Origin of the sequence: Enterococcus sp. DIV0755f, assembly GCF_051713725.1 — a bacterium.
Taxonomy (GTDB): Bacteria; Bacillota; Bacilli; order Lactobacillales; family Enterococcaceae; genus Enterococcus_D; species Enterococcus_D casseliflavus.
Genome location: NZ_JBIOQL010000001.1, coordinates 2351802 through 2368367 on the forward strand (window position 1 = coordinate 2351802; position 16566 = coordinate 2368367).

Genomic DNA, 16566 nt, shown 5'->3' on the forward strand with positions numbered 1-16566 from the left:
AGCAAAAGAAACAAGTATTCTCAATTAGGTTTTTTAACAAGAATCGTAAAGCCATCTTTTTGCTCAATCAAACGCTGTTTCATCAAGGTTCCTAACGCCCGTTTAAATTGGCCTTTACTAATACCAAACGTTTGTAATATCTCTTCTGGTGCTGATTTATCGGTAAAAGGAATTTTATTTTCTGGTGCTCGTTCTAAAAAGGTTAGGACCATGGCGGCATCATTTGAAATCGCCTCGTGGGCTCTTGGTTTCAACGAAAGGTTCAAGACCCCATCTGGACGAACCCCAATCACTCGTCCTTTGACAACTTCCCCAAGACGCGGCTCTTGATAGCGCTCTGATGGGTGGACGAAGCCAATATAAAAATCATCCGTCAATAAGTAGGTTCCCGCTAGTTTTAAGCGATACACGGTACCTGTAACATCTTGATTCTTCATCTGTTCCGTACCATTCTTACTCAGTGCCTTGAAGATTTTCTCATCTGCTAACGAAGCCCATATACGCTCTTTGTCGTCGACGCGCAAGCTGACCATCAAACGATCGCCTTTTTTGGGCCAAAGTTCCCGCATTGTTGGCAATTCATCTAATGAAACCACCATGTCCTTGTCTTTTAAACCGATATCGACGAAAACGCCTAAGTCGCGACGGCTTCCTGTGACTGTACCAAAGGCATAATGCCCTTTGCGGCTTTTCGGAATATTCGTAGTGAGTACATTTTCTTGCTTTTGGTTTTGATAGCCAAACCCTTCGACGGCTTCACCTAAATGATGTTCGCCTTCTTCCTTGGCTAGTCGGAAGGTAACCCCGCCTTTTTGAACAAAATAATTCTGTTCATTTTCATCAATGATCAATCCGCTAAATACGGATGCTAATAAGTCTTTCATCTATTCTCTCCTTCTTCATAAAAACTGCCCGTTGCTAGAAAAAGAAACGCAGCAGTGCCATAGCAATAACGCCTGTGATAACGATCTTCATCAAATCTTTTGTATAATACCCCACCAACAATGCTGGGATACAGGCAATAGTTTCTTTGACTTTCAAGATGGGAAATTGCCCTTCTCGAAAGATCAGCAAATTTTGAACCAACAATGCCGCCAAAATACACAACGGCAAGTAACTCAAAAAGATGGTGAAAGGTTTTGGAAATACGAGCTTTTTAGAAAATAAAAAAGGAACGATCCGCGGAATCCAAGTAACCAACCCACATGCTAGCATTAGTATAACAAAATTAGTCATGATGTGTCACCGTCCCAACCAAACATCCTGCCAAGGTCGCAGCAATTACCGCGATCTCAGCAGTAGAAAAACGCATAAATAAAATCAATGTCCCCACAACTGCCCCGAGTACTAAGAGCGTTTGCTGGGTTTTCTTCTTGAGGGGTCGCTCTACTTGAAATAAAAAAAGACCAACAAACATGGCTACCAAGGCAAAATCTAAGCCTAACGCTTCTGGATCTGGAATAAACGAGCCTAATAGTCCGCCCAAAAAGGTTGCGAAGATCCAACTCAAATACGCCATCACGTTCAACCCATGGGTCCATTGCGCTGTGACTGGTTTGTCTTGTTGCAGTGCCGTCGTCAAAACGCCATAGGACTCATCAGTCAAAAGCGTCCCAATCCCGATAGCAGAAAGCAAAGGAGTCTTTTTAAAATAGGAAGCCACTGATAAGCTCATTAAGAAATGTCGTAAATTCACTAAAAAGACGGTTGCGACGATCGTCATGAAAGGTGCTTGAATCGCGAGTAATGCACAAATAATAAATTGAGCACTGCCTGCATAGACAATAATAGACATTAAAATAATTTCAAGAATCGACAACCCAACGCCTTTTCCTACGACCCCCATCGCAAAACCAATCCCTAAGTACCCAAGAATCGTTGGTACACAAGCAATGACCCCATCTTCAAAGCGATCATATCTTTCTATTTTCTGCACAAAAAACCCTCCCTGTTTGAACGATTATCTTTCATCATATCGAAAACAGGGAGGGGAAACAAGTGTTTTTCACATGTGCATGTAATAACTCTGAAAGTTTTCTAGCGACTCATGAGACTTAGCGAACGGTGTGATCGTTCCCATTGCCTCTGAAATAGCCAGTTTTGGCGTTTACCGTAAATAAGTATAGCGGGAACGCTGAATCATCCGTTCCTTTAAGCAAGCTGCCTTGGGCATTTGTCGCATAAAAATTGTAATAGCCTTCGCCGTTGACGATCCGCACGCGTTCAAAAGTATAACCACCTTCAACCACGTAACCACGGGCAATCGCTGTGGCGATGATTTTTTCTTGGACACCATCTGCCCACACCCAAGCGCTATTGTTTACATCATTCAAATCACTTTGACGGGCTGGAATAATTGGCTGATTATTGGTATTTGTTGGCGTATTTGGCGAAAGCACATACTCTTCTTCAGACGTGCTTTGTGCGGGCGTCGCAGCGCTTGTAGAACAGCCGCTTGAAGCGGAAGCGTTGTTCTCAGAAGCCGCCGCTTGTGCTGCTTCTTGGGCCGCTTGTTGTTGTGCCGCTGCTTCTTGCGTAGCGGTTTCACGCTTCGTCAACGCAGTATCGACTTTGCGCAGATCAGCAGTGAGACTTTCCACCAATGAATCGATCGGTAAAGCTTGGACTTTTTTCATCAAGGCATTGTAGTTCTCACGGGTGACACTTGCAGGTGCTTCACCATCACCACTTAAAGCCACCATGCTCTTCACCGCATTTTGAACTTCCTCGATCGCACTGAACTCTTTTTGTCCCATGTCGATGGCTTGATTGATCAACTCATCAAAGGCATCCCCGTTCTCACGCTTCGCCATTGTGACGGCAGCCGCTTCTTTCAATGAGACTTCTTCCAATTGATCTTCCACAACAGCAGGACTGCTAAAATAGCTGTTGATCTCGGTCAAAGTTGCTAGTTTGTCAGCGATCGTCGCAGCTTCTTGTGACAAGGCATCGTACCGTTCATGGTCTTGAAACTCTGCCAACTGATTCGTCACAGCCGTCAGCTGTTCTGATGTTTTGTCGTTTTTAATGAACACTCGTTCATCATTTGTATAAAAATCATTCAGCTCATTTTCAATTTGATCGAGTGTACGGTTTTCCTGCGCCAGTTGCGTTTCTCGGGCTGTTTCTTGTTGCTGCTGTTGATAGTAATACGCCCAACCGCCACCAGCTGCCACTAATAAACAAGCCGCTGTAATATAGAGTGCTTTGCGAGGACTCTTCTTTTTTTCGCTAGGCGTCGACGTTTTTTCTTCAGTAGTCGCCTTTTTCGGTGCTTCATCCGCTGCGGTGATCGGCTCAGGAATTGGATCGATCACTGGTTCTGGCTGCTTCTTCGCTTCTTCAATGACTGGATCCGTCACTGGTTCATCTTCGCTTATCAGTAGAGGTTCCTCACTGGCTTGTTCCTGACTTTCTTCTTCAGTAGCAGACAAATCATCAGCGGCGGCTTCTGCTTCTAGAGCAGCGGCTTTTTCTTCTTCATCAAGTTTGTGTTGGCGGATATAAGCAGCCAAAATATCAGCGTCATGCTGTTCCTCCGTACTTAATGCATCGGTTTCACTTGCTTCCTCACTGGCTGATGTCGCATGCTCTTGCGTTGCGCTAGAACTTTCTACTTCCGTTTTTTCCTCAGCTTCTTTCTTAGAGGCTGATGTGGGGGTTACATGTTGCTCATCGGAAAAAGTCCCTTGCTGCGCGAGGTCGATCGTTTCTTCATTTGAGGATGGCCGATCACCTAAGTGCTCCTCCATTTTTCCGATCGGGACGTTTTTAAAGTCTGACCAGCGAATATCATCATTTTTATTCTGTGGCTCTTCTGGCGTAACGGAAGAGTCAGATGTTGGTTCCAGTTCATTCTCCTTTGCCTGGTTCCATTGGAACCCGCAATTGGGACAAACGGGTGTTTCTTCTATTGCTTGAAATCCACATTCAGGACATGTCTTCTTCATTGATTCAAACTGACTCCTTTTGTTTTTTGCATTTCCTTTTATGAAGCAGTCGCCTCTTTCATCAGACGCTTGCTGTACCTACTGCTTCTTTTTTTAGACCAGCAAATAATGGGTCTTTTTTGACACTTCGTTGTTTGTTACGTTTTGATGCAGATGCACAAAATTAAATTTATCACATTCTTGGCAATTAGCCAACACTTGCTTGGTTACGTTTTTATTAAGTTCTTTACCAATCTTGTGTCGAGAGGACAGAATCCGAATAAAAAAGACTTTCCAAAGGGTTCCTTTGGAAAGTCGATAAACCTTGATTATTCTAAGAAATCTTTCAATTGTTTTGAACGAGATGGATGGCGTAGTTTCCGTAATGCTTTTGCTTCGATCTGACGAATCCGTTCTCTCGTTACCCCAAAGACTTTGCCGACTTCTTCTAATGTCCGAGTACGACCATCATCGATTCCGAAACGCAAGCGCAGCACGTTTTCTTCACGGTCAGTCAACGTATCCAGTACATCTTCTAGCTGCTCTTTCAACAGCTCATAAGCCGCATGCTCTGCTGGACTTGTGGCATCTTGGTCTTCAATAAAATCACCTAGATGAGAATCGTCTTCTTCACCGATCGGTGTTTCTAATGAAACAGGTTCTTGAGCGATCTTCAAGATTTCACGAACTTTTTCCGTCGGCAGATCCATTTCTGCGCCGATTTCTTCTGGTGTCGGTTCGCGCCCTAAGTCTTGCAGCAATTGCCGTTGAATACGGATCAATTTGTTGATGGTTTCCACCATATGCACAGGAATACGAATGGTTCGCGCTTGGTCAGCGATCGCACGGGTGATCGCTTGACGGATCCACCAGGTCGCATACGTCGAAAATTTGAACCCTTTGCGGTAGTCGAATTTCTCAACGGCTTTCATCAAGCCCATGTTTCCTTCTTGGATCAAATCAAGGAATTGCATTCCTCGACCCACATAACGTTTGGCAATACTAACGACCAAACGTAGGTTGGCTTCTGCCAAACGCTGTTTTGCCTCTTGGTCGCCTTCTTCGATTTTCAATGCGAGCGCCACTTCTTCTTCTGCAGTCAATAACGGCACACGACCGATTTCTTTCAAGTACATCCGAACGGGGTCATTGATTTTCACACCAGTTGGTGCAGACAGATCTTCTTGAGGTTGTGTTTCTTGTCGTTTTTCATTGCTCTTTAGACTATGGACTGAAGGCTCTCCATTTTCATCCACGACACTGATGCCTGAATCCTCCAGTTTTTGAATTAATTTGTCCATTGCATCAGCATCCAAAGTATACGGCGTTGCTAAACGATTCGTAATGTCATCGTAAACAACTTGCCCCTTTGTTTTGTTTTCTCGGATGTATTCGGCAACTGCTTTGTCATACGTTTTTTTTGTTTCTTCTGCCATGAAAGAAAGCCCCTTTCAGTTCGCTATTTAGCTTGTTTCAACCGTTTGGTTAAATCAATGATTTCGATCGCAAGTTCAAGTTCTAATTGCTGGTTTCCTTTTTGTCTTGCTTCTTGCTGCTGGATTCGTTTTTGATTGATTTCTTCAGCAATGCCCGACTTTTGAAATACCTGCAGAATGTCCTGAAATTCTTGTTCAGTCCCTTCCTCAGAAGCTTTAAGATCTGCAATATCGATCACCATTTTTTTCATTGAATCTTCTTTTAAAAAATCTAAGAACTTTGCTAAAACAAAGTGTTCTTCTGTTTCCATATACGCATCAAACAGCAGATAAAGCTGTTGGTAACGATCATGGATAAAGGATATGCCACTCGCTCGAAAGCGATGGTTTAACGTACTGTCATGAAACAAACGGTACAATAATAATTCTTGTGCTTTTTCTACCTGTGTTTTGGGCTGCTGCCGCGTTGGCGGCGTAAAGACCATAGGATTGGTTGTTGGCGCTGGCGGCGGTGCATCTTGCCGCGGCTGCTGCTCTTGCCGGTTTTGCTTGAGCTGCTGCTGCAAGGTCTCACGGCTCAAGTTGAACTCTGTGGACAACTGAGTCAAATAACGGTCTTGCTCCAGCAAAGAATCCACCCGCTGTAATTCCTTTAAAACGACTTGGACATAATCTAGCTGCTCTTTCTCATTGGCCAAATTTCGATTTGCTCGATGGTAATCCATTTTGAAAGCAAAGACGGTTTCTTTCCCATGTACAGCTAATTTATAAAAAGCTTCTGTCCCATATTTGCGCAAATAGTCATCTGGGTCCATCCGTTCCGGCACTCGAACCACAGATAATTTCAAGCGGCTATTGTTTTGCAAAAGATCGATCCCACGGTTCGTGGCTTCAACCCCTGCACTATCTCCATCGTAACAAAGAATCACTTCTTGTGCCACTCGCTCGATGTGAGCGATCTGCTGATTGGTCAGGCTGGTCCCCATCGAGGCGATCCCATTTTCGATCCCTGCTTGCCAAGCGGCGATCACGTCCATAAATCCTTCAAATAAATACACTTGACCATCTTTACGCATCGCTCGTCGCGCTTTGTCAAAGTTGAAAAGAACCTCGCGTTTATTGAAAAGAATCGTTTCAGGACTATTTAAATATTTTGGTTGGTCTTGATCACCGACTTTTTCGCTTGCTAACCACCGACCAGAAAAACCAATCGTTTTCCCCTGAGGATTGCGGATCGGAAACATGATTCGCTGGTAAAAGCGATCCGCCAGTGAGCCATCGTTGCGCTGAACAAAGAGTCCTGTATCAGGAAAAAACTCTGCTTTGGCTTTTTCATTCAAAAAAACTTTCTCCAAAAACGAGCGTTCATTCGGTGCAAAGCCAATATTGAACTCTTCGATCAGTGCCATCGTCAATCCACGATCTAATAAATAATCAAGCGCTTCTTGTCCAGCAGCTGTATTCACCAACATGTGATGATAGACTTCGGCGGCTTTTTCATGTAACGCAATCAATTGACTCGTTTGTGAGGTCGCTTCATTGATGCCTTCAGACTGCTGATATTGCGGATCAAGAGGAATATCGTTCATTTCTGCTACTTTGACGACTGCTTCTGGAAAACTGATGCCTTCAAGCTCCTGTAAGAAACCATACACATTTCCACCACGACCACAACCAAAGCAATGAAAAATTTGTTTGTCCTCTGCAACGGAAAAAGAAGGTGATTTTTCATTATGGAACGGACACAAACCAAAATAATTTTTTCCAGACTTCTTTAACTGGACATACTGTCCCACGATATCGACGATATTGCTACGTTCGCGAATGTCGTCAATGATCGTTTGAGGAATTCGTGCCATCCACTCACCTCCATTTGGTAAGTATTCATCGGTTTACTAGGTAAAAAAACGCACTAATAGATATCAGTGCGAAGAATAATTAGACAGAATCACTCATAATGATTTTACCATATTTTATTTGTATTTCAAGCTTTTTTGTTTCACTTATTTTACAACGCTTATGAAAAGAAACGCGCCGTAACATTGATCTTCCATTGATTCATTTTTATTAAATCAGCATAGAATAAATTGCCGCCGTTATGATACAGGTGACCACCATTATAAAATACGGATTGGATGCCCCAGTAACGATAGGTTTGTTCCGTATCATTGCCTAACAATGGAGATAAAACCTCTCTGGAATATGTTTCTGCTAACTCTAAGGTGTTCACTCCCCCTCGGGCAGCGACATAATCAATATAATCTGTACCAAAATTATACGCCTGTACGGCGGTCCAAAGATCACAGTTCATTTGCTCGGCTTTTTCAATCAACTCAGCTAAATAGGAAACACCTTGTTCGATGCTTTGTTCTGGCGTATCGAACTGATTTTGTTTTCCATAAACACTTTCAGAACTTTGCATCGGGTCGTTGCCTTGTCCTTTTGACTCCGTCAGCATGATGCTCATGGCTAATGACTGATATTCAGAGATGTCGTGGGCTTGCGTCTGTTGCGCGATTGCTTCTTCATACGCATAGACAGCTTTCAATGCCGTGTAGTTTCGATAGACCCAAACCCCTGCCCCGATCAGCAGCAGCACGAGGGCCAGCTTCAGTATAAATCCTAGGAAACGTCGAATTTTTCTCATCAAATACATCCCATCTTTTCTAAGTCAGAATCTATCGTACTATGAAATGAACGGGCTGACTAGAATTTTTTCTCTCCTAAAAAATCCTTAATAAAATCACAAGATTATTTAGAAAAAAACAAGCAATCCTAAGCTGACCGAGGGATTGGCGATCTTTCGACAAGAAAAAGGAAACAGCGCTTCTTCAAAAGGAAGCACTGTTTCACTCATCATTATTTTTCGATCGTGGTAACAATACCAGAACCGACTGTTCGTCCACCTTCACGAATCGAGAAGGTCGTTCCATTTTCTACAGCGATCGGATGGATCAATTCCACATCGATCGTTACGTTGTCACCAGGCATCACCATTTCCGTTCCTTCTGGTAAAACGATATTCCCAGTTACGTCCGTTGTACGGAAGTAAAATTGTGGGCGATAGTTATTAAAGAATGGGGTATGGCGACCGCCTTCTTCTTTTGTCAACACATAGACTTCCGCTTGGAATTTCGTATGCGGTGTGATAGAACCTGGTTTTGCTAACACTTGGCCACGTTCAATTTCATCACGGGTGATGCCCCGTAACAATACCCCTACGTTATCGCCAGCTTCTCCGAAGTCCATCGTTTTGCGGAACATTTCTACCCCTGTCACGACTGCTTTTTGTGTTTCAGGTTTGATTCCGACGATTTCTACTTCATCCCCGACTTTTACCATGCCGCGATCGATCCGACCAGAAGCAACGGTTCCCCGTCCTGTGATCGAAAAGACATCTTCGATCGGTAACAACAATGGTTTGTCAGTATCTCGTTCAGGCGTTGGGATATATTCATCTACTGTATCCATCAGCGTTAAGATCGCTGCTTCAGCATCTGGGTCCCCTTCCAAGGCTTTTAACGCAGAGCCCTTGATCACAGGAATGTCGTCGCCAGGAAAATCATATTCAGTCAGCAATTCTCTGACTTCCATTTCAACTAAATCGATCAACTCGTCATCATCGACAAGGTCCGTCTTATTCAAAAAGACGATCAAATGTTTCACACCCACTTGACGAGAAAGCAAAATATGCTCCCGTGTTTGTGGCATTGGGCCATCTGTCGCTGATACGACCAAGATTGCGCCGTCCATTTGAGCAGCCCCTGTAATCATATTTTTCACATAATCCGCGTGTCCCGGTGCATCGATATGGGCATAGTGCCGTTTTTCCGTTTCATATTCCACATGAGCAGTATTGATTGTGATACCACGTTCGCGTTCCTCAGGAGCCGCGTCGATACTTGCGTAATCTTGCGGATTGGCAAGCCCTTTTTTCCCAAGAACTGTCGTAATTGCAGCAGTCAAGGTGGTTTTCCCATGGTCGACGTGTCCAATCGTTCCGATGTTGACATGGGGTTTGCTACGATCATAATGTTGTTTTGCCATATTGTTTCCCTCCTAGAGAAAGTTGAGTCGTTGGTTGACTCGAATCATATTTTTGCGATTTACGCTTCCAAAGAGATAAGGATTAACTTATTTTTTGTAAGTTTAAATCTATCCTTATTATAGGTCAAAATTAGTCAAAGTCAAGCAAGAGGTCTCGGCAGCTAATCCCTAAGAATTTCTTTGCTTTTTGTGATCCATTGGACGCAAGCTTGGTTTTTATGAATAATAGAAGATGAGGTGAGAAATGTGAAGAAAATCATTGCAGCGCTGGTTTTTACAGCAATTTTTCTTGGCGGCTGCTTCCTTACTTATGATTATTACTATGGTGGAAGTGACTACTATACAGTTATCAACGATGCGGGGGAACACGATACCGAAGTCAGTGACGAGGGGGTCGTTGAAAACATCTATCGTTATACACAAACAGCCTACAGCGCCTCTGGTGACGTCAAAACGGTCAAAATGAAGGAACACCGTTCCGCTCCTTTGAAAGAAGGCGCCTATTTGAAACTATTGGTCAATCCAAACAAAGGCGTTATAAGCTGGGAAGAAGTTTCTGAAGAAGACGTTCCTCAAGCGGCTCTTGAAAAGTTGACCCCTCAATAATTGCTGCTATCAAGCAAGCGTCTGTAAAAAAGCAGGGCGTCCTCTTTCTAAATGAGGACGCCCTGCTTTTTGTGCTCTATAATTTATGGGCCTGATGAATCAGAATTGATTCTTCAGCCCCATTTTCATTATTGACAAAGAGCCGCTTTTTTGTACTTGTTTTGCCATCGTCTGCTTAAAAACAGCTCTTGTTACATCCGATTAATCACTTCTTCTACATTTTTGATCGTTACGGAAATCGTGCCATCGGGGTTATTGATAAATTCGATCAAATTCGGATCTCGGTAAACATCCAAAGGAACGATCAATTCGATTCCATTCGATAATTTTAGTTTTTGCTTACCAAATTTTTTCTCCGAGATCTCACGAACATCCCGCATCATCGGTGCTTGATTGACGAATCCTTTTTCAACCACTTCTTCTTGAAATGAAAGCTGAGCAGTAATATTGTCTTTAAAGACTTTTTGCGCCACTTCACTCACATCGATATGACCAGACTCTTCGATCGTATCGTAGACCGCTTCTTTCAAATCGGCAACAACGTTATAGGTGGGTGTTTCAAATTTCTGACCAATTTTTTCGGCTACTTTTTTGATGACTTTGACATTTTCTTCTAAAGATGGGATCGGTTCGGCATCAATGACTTTTGTTGAAAAGTAGGCGTATTTTTCACCTGAAAAGCTATATTTCTTTTCAATCAGTTCAAAGTCTAAGCTCTCCACATCGATCGTGATCCCTTCATCTGCCTTTTGGGTTTTACCAGCTAGTAAGGCACGATGCAAAATCAAATTATTTTCGATCCCAGCCTCCCCATTATCAATAAAATGCGTATAGCCATCTTGATAATTGACCTTCAAAAAAGCCAGCTGCATTCTTGTATCTAATTCATATAAGACGACAAACGCATCCGCACTTGGCGCATCTTCACTTTCCTTGTACGCTTCATACCAGCGTTGCACGATCGCTTCACTGGCTGCGATAAAGTCGTCTGGTGCTTGTTTGACCAATTGAGCGATCGTTGAAGTTTCGAGTAAACGACCTGTTTTGGTTTGCGGTGTAGCAAGTTTCTGTATTTTCTTCGTCAAATAATCACGAATGTATTCCGTTGTTAAATCAAGTTCAACTTGAGAAAAAACTGGATCGCCTGTTTGACGGTCCACAATGTGTAAAATCGCATGTTTCAAATAAATGTCCATTGGTTACGCTCCTTATCCATTTGTCTAGTGTACAAAATAAATAGGCGAACTGACAAGAGCGAATCGGCATTTTCCTTCAACATTCGCTTTCTTTTTAAAAGGTGCAATCATTGGAAATTCCTGCCTCGTCTGCTAAACTAGAAGTATCACAGAAAACGGAGGAATGAACATGAACAGCTATACGTTATCAAACAATGTGGCCATCCCTGAGCTAGGCTTTGGCACATGGCAAACACCAGACGGCGACGTTGCCGTAGCATCAGTCAAAAAAGCACTAGAAGTAGGTTACCGCCATATTGATACAGCACAAGGCTATAAAAACGAAGCCAGTGTTGGTCAAGCGATCAAAGAAAGCGGCATTCCCCGCGAAGAGCTTTTCTTGACTACAAAATTATGGAATGCGAACCATTCTTATGATCTTGTGATGTCCTCTTTTGAAGAATCTTTAGAAAAATTACAAACAGACTATATCGATCTTTTCTTGATCCATTGGCCAAATCCAGTGGCTTTTCGCGACAATTGGCAAACAGCGAACGCAGAAACATGGCGTGCTTTTGAAGAGTTGTATCAAGCAGGCAAAATCAAAGCGATCGGCGTCAGCAACTTCTTACCACATCATTTTGAAGAATTGAAAAAAACAGCTACTATCTTCCCAATGGTCAATCAAATTTTCCTTGCACCTGGCGAGTTACAAGAAGAAGTCGTGACTTATTGCCAAGAACACGATGTATTGCTTGAAGCATACAGCCCATTAGGTACTGGGAAGATCTTTGATGTACCAGAAATGAAAGCATTAGCTGAAAAGCATCAAAAATCAATCGCTCAAGTTGCATTACGCTGGTCTTTACAACATGGTTTCTTGCCATTACCAAAATCAGTCACACCAAGTCGGATCGAAGAAAACATTCACGTCTTTGATTTTGAGCTATCTGAAGAGGACATGAAAACGATCGATCAATTAGATGGTGTGGTTGGGAAAGCGACCAATCCAGATACGACAGGGTTTTAATTTCACTCTCTATAAAGGAGAAGCCTATGAAAAAAACTGATTTGAATCATCTCTCCCCTGCTGTTCAAAAAGCCTTACATGCTGATTTTGTTTTTCTCGTTTGGCCAGACAAAGTCCAACACTTTCCAGCACGTCAATGGACGACCAGCGACTATCAGCAGATGCTGACCGAGAAACTTACTGGGGAACCACGCTTTTTTCTTTGGGAAAACTACTTAGTCGCAACTGGAGAAAATGACCTTTTGGTCCTGATGCCCAAGTACCATCAAATCAATGATCTAGTAGAAACACCAGCGCCGCTTTTTTAGCAGCGTTGGTGTTTTTTCAGGAAGTATATAAATTTTTTTGTATTTTTTCATGAGAATCACTGTTCTTTTCTGCAAATTTTCCTTATAATCGATAGTGATCGAGAGGAGAAGATTATGAAAAAGAAACAATTAGCAAAATTGAAACAACAATTCCGCCCGTCTTATGAAACAGCTCGACAACAGTTGTTTACAGCGATCGAGCGCAAAACAGCAGATAAGTTTGACCTTCCGACGACTGTGTATATCAATCCTAAAAACCAAGAGGAATTATTGATTGAATTGTTGAAGGAAACGCCAAAAGAACAAAAAATCGCTGTTCCTTTAGATGAGAACTTCAAGATCGTCGTGAAACGAATCCAACGCTTAGAAGCTGGTTTGCTTGATCGTTTCAGCGATAACTTAGTCGATGAGATCGCTGCTTACTGGTTGCCGACCAATCCGCAAGAAAGTACGGCACCCGCTCCTGCAAAAGAACCAGCGAAAGTGAAGGAAGAATCAGCACCAGCTGAAGCGGCTGCACCGACTACCTCTGCATCAACTAAAGAAGTAGAAAAAGCAACTGAAACAATGGCTGATACTGCTGACAACACAATGACTTTTTCAGCATTTGCTGAAAAAATCGCAGCATTCCCTAAATTTTCTGCCAAACAATCTTCAGGAGAAACGATCGTGATCGAAGCTTCCCCGAAAGAAGATCGTGTTCTAGCAACGATTTCTGAAACAGAAAGTGATACTTTTACCATCGAAACTGCGCTAGAGCGCAAATACAAAGTAAAATTAGAAGTCATTCCATTGATCGAGGCGTATGCCCACACGGCGATTTCGAAACGATAAAAAACTGGGAGAATGGTTCATTCTCCCAGTTTTTTTATAACCCGACGATAGTGAATAAAAATATAGCTGATTGATTTTTAGTCTTTGCTTAAAATCAGTAAGAATTACCACAATTTATTAAATTTGTCCTTCTTCACAAACGAAATTAATGGGATACTTTAGTATTCCTTTGCTTCTTTTGCGTCAATCCTTCTTCCTTAAACACTAGCTTCTCTTCCTTCTTCAATAAACTAAAGTACTCTGCCAAGATTTGCGGTGACTCTGAAAATAAAAGCGAGAAGCGGCTATTTTTGCTTTTATAAAAGGTTACAAAAGTTTGATTATTTACTGTTTGTTCAATCTCTATTGCGGTATATTGATCATATTCACCTTTTAAAACACCCAGTTTGATCAGCTGATCTGCTCCTAAGCCTTCTTTTGAAAAACCAACTAAACAGACTAAGCCGATCAGTGCAAACAATTTCAACTGGTCACTCAACTGATCTGGCCAAAAAATGACGAAAAGAAGCGCAGACAGAATGAAAGCAGTTGCCTTTTTTATAGAGCTCGCTTTTGCCTGCAAAAGAATTTTGCGCTGCTCTTTGAGTTGTATCACTAACAGAACGAGTAAAAATAAGTTGATCATAATTGCTTCCGCCATGAGTAACTTCCTTTCAGACTACCATTCTGCAATAGTGCCATCATAGTTCTTCCATTTAGGGTTAGTCCAAATCAACCCTTCTTGTGAAATATCTCTAACTCTATCCTCATCCATCTCCAACCCTAAACCGGGCTTACTTGGTATTTCTACATAGCCATCCTTATACTGAAATACTTCTTTGTTTTTCACAAAATCTAACAGATCAAAGCCTTTATTGTAATGGATTCCTAAGCTTTGCTCTTGAATAAAAACATTTGGGGTACAAGAATCAACTTGCAGTGTTGCTGCTAAAGCAACGGGACCATATGGTGCGTGCGGGGCAACAGCCACGTCATAAGCTTCAGCCATGGCAGCTATTTTTCGCATTTCCATGATCCCTCCACATAATGCCACATCAGGCTGGATCACATCTATTGCTCCTTGCTGAAAAAGTGTTTTAAACTGCCAGCGAGTATACAGTCTCTCCCCAGTGGCTAAAGGCGTTGCCACAAGCTGGGCAACTTCTTTAAAATGTTCCTCATTCTCAGGAAGAACAACTTCTTCTAAAAACATTGGATGATAAGGTTCTAATGCCTTAGCTAAAACTTTTGCCATCGGCTTGTGGACTCTCCCATGGAAATCAATTCCAATATCCAATTTATTACCAAAGCGTTCCCTAATCGAAGCGACACGTTCCACCACTTCCTCTATCTTTACATAAGAGTCAATATAGTGCAGTTCCTCTGTTGCGTTCATTTTAACTGCAGTAAACCCACGGTCAACACGATCTTGTGCTTGCTCTGCGACATCATCCGGACGATCACCGCCGATCCAAGAATATACTTTGATTCTGTCACGAGCAGCACCGCCTAATAGTTCGTAGATAGGAACATTCAATGCTTTTCCTTTAATATCCCACAAAGCCATCTCTAGACCAGAAACGATTGTTCCATGTATGGGACCGCCACGAAAGAAAGATCGGTGCATTTCTTGGAACAATCGCTCAATCTCAAACGGGTTTTGTCCTAACAGAAATCTTTCCCCTACCTCATAAGCTCCTGCAACAACTGTTTCGGTTTTTGTTCCAGAAATCATCTCTCCCCAGCCATCGATTCCTTCATCTGTTGACAATTTTACAAAAATCCAGCGGGGTTTTACTTTATATACTGTAATTTTAGAAATTTTCAAAACAATCTACTCCTCTTTTTCGACAATATTTTATTCAATTGCTGCTTCACGATTAATTTTTTTGATTCCTTCAAAGAAATACCATACACCGCCAAATCCTAGAAGAAGAACTGGAATACCAATCATCGGTTCATAGGTGAATGCAATGAAAACCAGGTAACTTTGAATCATTGAAGTTGCTGCAAAAGAAGAAATAAGCATGGCACTGGACCCAAGATCAATCCCTACCTGTTTGGCTATTTCGGTTAGAATAGGTGAAGTGACTGTTCCACACCAAAGCAAAGAGGCTGTGACAACTAAACCGATAATAATGTTTTTCAGCAAGTTTCCTCTAGTCAATGCAACAACCATTGCTACTCGAAATGGAACTACAGCTAAATCGGCAAATGGTAACACACGATTTCCGGGTAAGACCAAAGCCATAGCAATTGTTAAAGGAATAATAATCAGTGCAGTTGTTATAACATCTGGATTGCCCACAACAACCGCTGCATCTAGTCCAATAAATAAACGGCGACCTTTAAATTTCTTCTGAGACCATTTTTGCGCTGCGTCTGAAATAGGCATTAATCCTTCCATAAAAAGAGAGGTCATTTTTGGTATCAGAACAAGGACAGCAGACATACTAACCCCTAATTGAAGAATCTGAGTGATATCATAGCCAGCTAAAAAGCCGATTGCGATACCTATGACACCGCCCATAATCATAGAGTCCCCAAAGAAGCCCAAATATTTTTGTGCATCCTTAATGGTAAATTTGGAATTTCGAAAAAGAGGAATGCGGTCTAAAAGCCAGTTTAACGGCCATGCAATTACTAAAGAAGATAAGGCTGAAACCGTGGGTAATGAAACCCCTGGAATTCCAAAAAAATCTTCAACCAAAGGCTGTGACCAATCAGACATTTTAAATGTGACAATTGCCATTACAACTGATGCGCCCACACCTAACGCTACGTTCTTAGTCACAAAATAAACCATTACACCAACAATAGCCATATGATGATAATTCCAAATATCAACATCCAACGTTTGAGTTCTTTTGAGAACCAACAAGATGATATTAACGATCAATATAGCAAATATAAGCAGTGCAATAATTGGAGATGCCCAAGTAACCGCCGCGATTGAGCCCCATCCTACGTCCAAGGCATCCAGCTGTACGCCGGTCCGCTCTACCATAGCACGGGCTGCTGGTCCGACATTGGTTGTCATAAAATCCAGAATCAGACGAATCCCTGCAAATCCGATTCCTAGTGTTAGCCCAGACTTAAATGCTCTTGAGATTTTCAAACCGAAAATCATGCCGATAATTGTAATAATGACAGGAAGCATCACTGTAGGACCAGCGTCAATAAAGAAATTGAATACATTCATTACATAATTCATTCTTTTTT

The 16566-nt window shown here is 42.2% G+C and carries 16 protein-coding genes; 4 read left to right on the forward strand and 12 right to left on the reverse strand.

What is annotated here, in order from left to right; translation table 11 throughout:
- Nucleotides 1-20: 20 nt before the first annotated feature.
- The 8 genes from IGI73_RS10705 to tuf form a co-directional block, all read right to left on the reverse strand.
- Nucleotides 21-884, reverse strand: coding sequence for a CvfB family protein (locus IGI73_RS10705; RefSeq protein WP_015510077.1), 864 nt, complete (start codon nt 882-884; stop codon nt 21-23).
- 34 nt (nt 885-918) lie between these two features.
- Entirely contained in the window at nt 919-1236 is a 318-nt protein-coding gene (locus IGI73_RS10710; RefSeq protein ID WP_015510078.1) for an AzlD domain-containing protein, read from the reverse strand.
- The gene (locus IGI73_RS10715; protein WP_428207066.1) at nt 1229-1936 is read right to left on the reverse strand and encodes an AzlC family ABC transporter permease; all 708 of its coding nucleotides are present in this window, start codon (nt 1934-1936) and stop codon (nt 1229-1231) included. Before IGI73_RS10715 ends, IGI73_RS10710 begins: the two co-directional genes overlap by 8 nt.
- 118 nt (nt 1937-2054) lie before the next feature.
- Nucleotides 2055-3950, reverse strand: a complete 1896-nt coding sequence (locus IGI73_RS10720; RefSeq protein WP_428207065.1) for a cell division site-positioning protein MapZ family protein — start codon at nt 3948-3950, stop codon at nt 2055-2057.
- Nucleotides 3951-4258: 308 nt separating this feature from the next.
- The gene (gene rpoD / locus IGI73_RS10725) at nt 4259-5365 is read right to left on the reverse strand and encodes an RNA polymerase sigma factor RpoD (protein WP_005229298.1); all 1107 of its coding nucleotides are present in this window, start codon (nt 5363-5365) and stop codon (nt 4259-4261) included.
- Between the two features lie 23 nt (nt 5366-5388).
- Complete coding sequence (gene dnaG, locus IGI73_RS10730; protein WP_438759206.1) at nt 5389-7224, reverse strand: DNA primase; 1836 nt, start codon at nt 7222-7224, stop codon at nt 5389-5391.
- 158 nt (nt 7225-7382) lie between these two features.
- On the reverse strand, nt 7383-8012 hold the full coding sequence (locus tag IGI73_RS10735; protein ID WP_005229291.1) for a lysozyme family protein: 630 nt from the start codon (nt 8010-8012) through the stop codon (nt 7383-7385).
- A gap of 212 nt (nt 8013-8224) precedes the next feature.
- A complete protein-coding gene (gene tuf / locus IGI73_RS10740; RefSeq protein WP_005229289.1) occupies nt 8225-9412 on the reverse strand; it encodes an elongation factor Tu in 1188 nt (395 codons plus the stop codon).
- A 246-nt stretch (nt 9413-9658) separates the two neighbouring features.
- Between tuf and IGI73_RS10745 the strand changes: the two genes are divergently transcribed.
- Entirely contained in the window at nt 9659-10018 is a 360-nt protein-coding gene (locus IGI73_RS10745) for a YxeA family protein (RefSeq protein WP_270275652.1), read from the forward strand.
- 191 nt (nt 10019-10209) lie between these two features.
- On the opposite strand, the gene IGI73_RS10750 is transcribed toward IGI73_RS10745, so the two are convergent.
- Nucleotides 10210-11214, reverse strand: a complete 1005-nt coding sequence (locus IGI73_RS10750) for a nucleoid-associated protein (RefSeq protein WP_005229284.1) — start codon at nt 11212-11214, stop codon at nt 10210-10212.
- 163 nt (nt 11215-11377) lie between these two features.
- Between IGI73_RS10750 and IGI73_RS10755 the strand changes: the two genes are divergently transcribed.
- From IGI73_RS10755 to IGI73_RS10765, 3 genes are all read left to right on the forward strand, one after another.
- A complete protein-coding gene (locus IGI73_RS10755; RefSeq protein ID WP_416242385.1) occupies nt 11378-12223 on the forward strand; it encodes an aldo/keto reductase in 846 nt (281 codons plus the stop codon).
- Nucleotides 12224-12249: 26 nt separating this feature from the next.
- The gene (locus IGI73_RS10760; protein WP_015510084.1) at nt 12250-12531 is read left to right on the forward strand and encodes a hypothetical protein; all 282 of its coding nucleotides are present in this window, start codon (nt 12250-12252) and stop codon (nt 12529-12531) included.
- A gap of 114 nt (nt 12532-12645) precedes the next feature.
- Entirely contained in the window at nt 12646-13365 is a 720-nt protein-coding gene (locus tag IGI73_RS10765) for a hypothetical protein (protein WP_010749217.1), read from the forward strand.
- 145 nt (nt 13366-13510) lie between these two features.
- Here the strand turns inward: IGI73_RS10765 and IGI73_RS10770 are convergent, their stop codons facing one another.
- Genes IGI73_RS10770 through IGI73_RS10780 form a run of 3 tightly spaced genes read right to left on the reverse strand, consistent with a single transcriptional unit; the run spans nt 13511 to nt 16558 of the window.
- A complete protein-coding gene (locus IGI73_RS10770) occupies nt 13511-14005 on the reverse strand; it encodes a hypothetical protein (RefSeq protein WP_142973571.1) in 495 nt (164 codons plus the stop codon).
- An 18-nt stretch (nt 14006-14023) separates the two neighbouring features.
- Nucleotides 14024-15172 carry a galactonate dehydratase gene (gene dgoD / locus IGI73_RS10775; RefSeq protein ID WP_005231910.1) on the reverse strand — a complete coding sequence of 383 codons (1149 nt, stop codon included), beginning with the start codon at nt 15170-15172 and terminating at the stop codon, nt 14024-14026.
- A 30-nt stretch (nt 15173-15202) separates the two neighbouring features.
- Nucleotides 15203-16558, reverse strand: coding sequence for a PTS galactitol transporter subunit IIC (locus IGI73_RS10780; protein ID WP_060792349.1), 1356 nt, complete (start codon nt 16556-16558; stop codon nt 15203-15205).
- Between the last annotated feature and the right edge of the window lie 8 nt (nt 16559-16566).